Source organism: Synechococcus lacustris str. Tous, from assembly GCF_003011125.1.
In the GTDB taxonomy this organism is placed as follows: Bacteria; Cyanobacteriota; Cyanobacteriia; order PCC-6307; family Cyanobiaceae; genus Synechococcus_D; species Synechococcus_D lacustris.
Genome location: NZ_PXVC01000127.1, coordinates 1 through 3170, shown reverse-complemented (window position 1 = coordinate 3170; position 3170 = coordinate 1). Strand labels below are relative to the sequence as shown.

The 3170-nt window shown below is 48.1% G+C and carries 3 protein-coding genes; 2 read left to right on the top strand and 1 reads right to left on the bottom strand.

Annotation, left to right across the window (positions count from 1 at the left end; translation table 11 throughout):
• Positions 1 to 243, bottom strand: a 243-nt coding sequence (locus tag C7K08_RS16175; RefSeq protein ID WP_206603869.1) for a hypothetical protein, incomplete at its 3' end; no start/stop codon positions are given.
• Between the two features lie 696 nt (positions 244 to 939).
• On the opposite strand from C7K08_RS16175, the gene C7K08_RS13195 reads away from it, so the two are divergent.
• Together C7K08_RS13195 and C7K08_RS13190 are read left to right on the top strand one after the other, a co-directional pair.
• Positions 940 to 1467 carry a hypothetical protein gene (locus C7K08_RS13195; protein WP_241537268.1) on the top strand — a complete coding sequence of 176 codons (528 nt, stop codon included), beginning with the start codon at positions 940 to 942 and terminating at the stop codon, positions 1465 to 1467.
• The coding region (locus tag C7K08_RS13190) for a phage terminase large subunit family protein (RefSeq protein WP_106501017.1) at positions 1467 to 3170 on the top strand (1704 nt) is incomplete at its 3' end. The genes C7K08_RS13195 and C7K08_RS13190, both read left to right, overlap by 1 nt.

Here is a 3170-nt window from a genome sequence, read left to right as displayed (position 1 = left end):
ACTGATGGTCGCTGCAATCTGATCGTTTGATGGACTCTTCGCGTAGATCCAATCCTCAATACCCAAACCACCATCAGCTGGTGGCGTGCCCCACGGCAGCCCAGGGGCCAGTAGTTGTTTGACCCCAGGCACTTCRYTTGATAGATACCTGAACCACTTATCTAGATCGGCTGCATCGCAATCAGGCACCAATACGATCTCAACCCCATTGGATTGCATCGCCTGGAGCTTTGCCACAAGCACTTCATCCTTCTGGTTTAGCAGGCTGATGGCYGTAAACCCCTTGCCAGMWAGCAGYTCAGCTTTCAGCTCACCCCTAACCACAAACAGCCGTTTTGCATCTCCAATCTTTTCCCATAGATAAGGTGCAACATCGCTTTGGGGYCGCCCACCTAAACCGCCCTTACACCAAGCAACTTGCTTGCCGCCTGCTGAATCCTTCCTAARCCTTTGCACCGGGCAKSGCGCCCCATCCCAAAAGCGGTAATMAAAATGCCTTATTCCATTTGGCCGTGGTGCCTTAAGAGTGGAAGCGTCTAGCTTCCACATCCCGCAGCCCTGGGCTTCTTGCGATTGCCCTAGATAGACATAGGACGGGTTATCAATAGAAGCCTTACCGAGCTTCCCATTACGCTTTGTATGGCAGAAAACCCTGCCATCACTAGCTATTCTGCAATCACCATCTTTAGTTCGCCCGCAAATTGGGCACGGCGATTTGACACCAGATGGCGCAAAAGCAGYAGACATRTGATACGATTAACTAGGTTTTGYGCTACGCATACACGGGAGTCGCTTGACTCCCTTTTTCATGCGTAGCRGTACGGAAGCATATCACGCTATCCCTAGCGTCTAGCCGMTTTATACCCTCTCCCATATCCGCGTATGCTCAGAAGTTGACCATAGCTGCTAATATCAAATCAAAGTTTATTCTTGTTTTCTGTGGCTGATGGCGATAGCTGCACCGTTGATTCCATTGAGGAATTGCGTTGCGCTGCTAATGCAGAAGACGAWAACGGCAAGCCGCTCTATRTCCCCGTTGATCCAAGCCGTCCGCTCGGTAAAAACAATCCTCCCCGCCGMCCAAAAGGTGTTGCCGCACCTCCACCAAGACCATCTAGGCAGGAGGTGGAGCGACGAATAGCAGAAAGTCAGTTATGGCTTGCTGAACGTTTGCCAATGGTAATCATAATTGAAAAGGCTCGAACTAGTTGGGGAATACAAAATACTCAGACCGTTAACCGTTATCTCAATCTTGCTCGTGATCGCATGGTAGAAGACTTAATCTCCGATCGCAAACGTCATACTGCTGAGCAAATTTATGCGCTTAATGAATTAGCGCGTAAGGCAACTAATAAGGAACAATACAACGCTGCTGTTGGTGCCTTTCGCGTTATTGCTGAAATCGGTGGCATTTTACGTGCACCACTCAAAGCACCTGATAGCACTGGCGGTTCCAGGAACAGCTGATGACTGGTTTGCTSCTAGATCCRGCCATTGATCCCTGGGCTGATTGGGGTTTATTGGCTGTTCCTGATCCTGCATTTAAACAATTAAAAACCAAACAAAAGACCTTTCATGATTTTATTGCGACTGCTTACCCTGATTATGCCTTTCATACCTGGGCAAATAAGCTGATYGSTTTATGTGAGCARATAGCAGATGGCACYYTAAATCGTTTAATCGTTACTATCCCGCCGCGTACAGGTAAATCATTACTTGTATCAAAATTATTTCCTGCTTATTGGATAAGCCGTTACCCTTCTCGTTTTTGCGCAATCGCTTCTTATTCTGCTGAACTTGCTTATGCCCATTCMCGKGARGCKCGTCATTATTACGTAACAGCCAATCATCAATTATCAAAAGATAGTACTGCTGTTGGTAATTGGCTTACCCCAGATCGCGGTGGTTGCATTGCAGCAGGAGTACGCGGACCATTTACAGGAAAAGGTTATGCACTTGGAATTATTGATGATCCATATAAAGGCCCAGAAGATGCAGGATCTGCTGCGCAACGCAAAAAACTAATCGAATGGTTCCAATCGGTMTGGCTTACCCGCGCAGAACCGGGGATTACACCGGGGGTTAGCCCCAAAGGGGCAGCACCAGGGTTAACAAGCCCCTCTGGGGCAAGTGCAGCTCAGGTAGTAGTGCTAACCCGTTGGCATCAGGATGATTTGATCGGTTGGTTGATGGAACAAGAAAATGGTGATGCTCCTCAGCATTGGCATGTTCTGAACCTCCCAGCCATCTGCGAAGCGCAGCCWGTATTCCCTSCAACGGTCACTGTTATTCCTGATTGGCGACAACCWGGAGAAGCGYTATGCCCTGAACGATTCCCATTAACTGAACTAAATCAAATACGYATTMGAGCTGGCCTTTATTGGTGGAACGCTTTATATCAACAACGACCATCACCAGCTGATGGACTGCTATTTCAACGTCAATGGATTAAATACACAGGCCCAAAGAGCCAAAGGCCCGAGGCCCGAGGCCCAAGACCCACAGGGTCAAAGTATGCGCCTTTAGTGCTTAGTTGTGATTTGAGTTTTAAAGGCGCAGATACAAATGACTACTGCGCTTTTGTTTTACTTGGCCTAATACCTGAAACCACTCCAATTCATCCGGCACAGGCTGCAAAAACAAAAGGTATGCAGCTGCATCCCTCCGCTGCATTAGTCCCAAAGGGACAAGCCCCAAGGGGGCAAACACCACAGGGGCAAAACCAACAAGTTTTATCCGCTTCGCCTTCTGGGTGCCACAGAATTGAGGTCCTTGCAAGTGAACACCAACATTTGGATTTACCAGGCGTTTTAAAACATCTCACCAAAACTCTGCAAATACTTTCAGAGCAGGGTTTAAGCCCTGATGCAGTTTTAATAGAAGATGCAGCTAATGGGCCAGCGGTCTGTCAGCTATTACGACGACAAATCCCTGGTTTGATTGCGATACGACCTGTTGGTAGCAAATCAAGCCGGGCCCATGCAGCAGCGCCACTAATGGAAGCAGGACAGCTTGCTTTTAATCCTGGTAATGACGAATTAATAAATGAATTACTTGGTTTTCCTAATGCTGCAAATGACGATTTAGTAGATGCTTTTTGCCAAGGGGTGATCTGGCTGCAAAACAAATACTGGCGCGCAAATAGCAGAGGCACGCCCTTGCCACTGCTG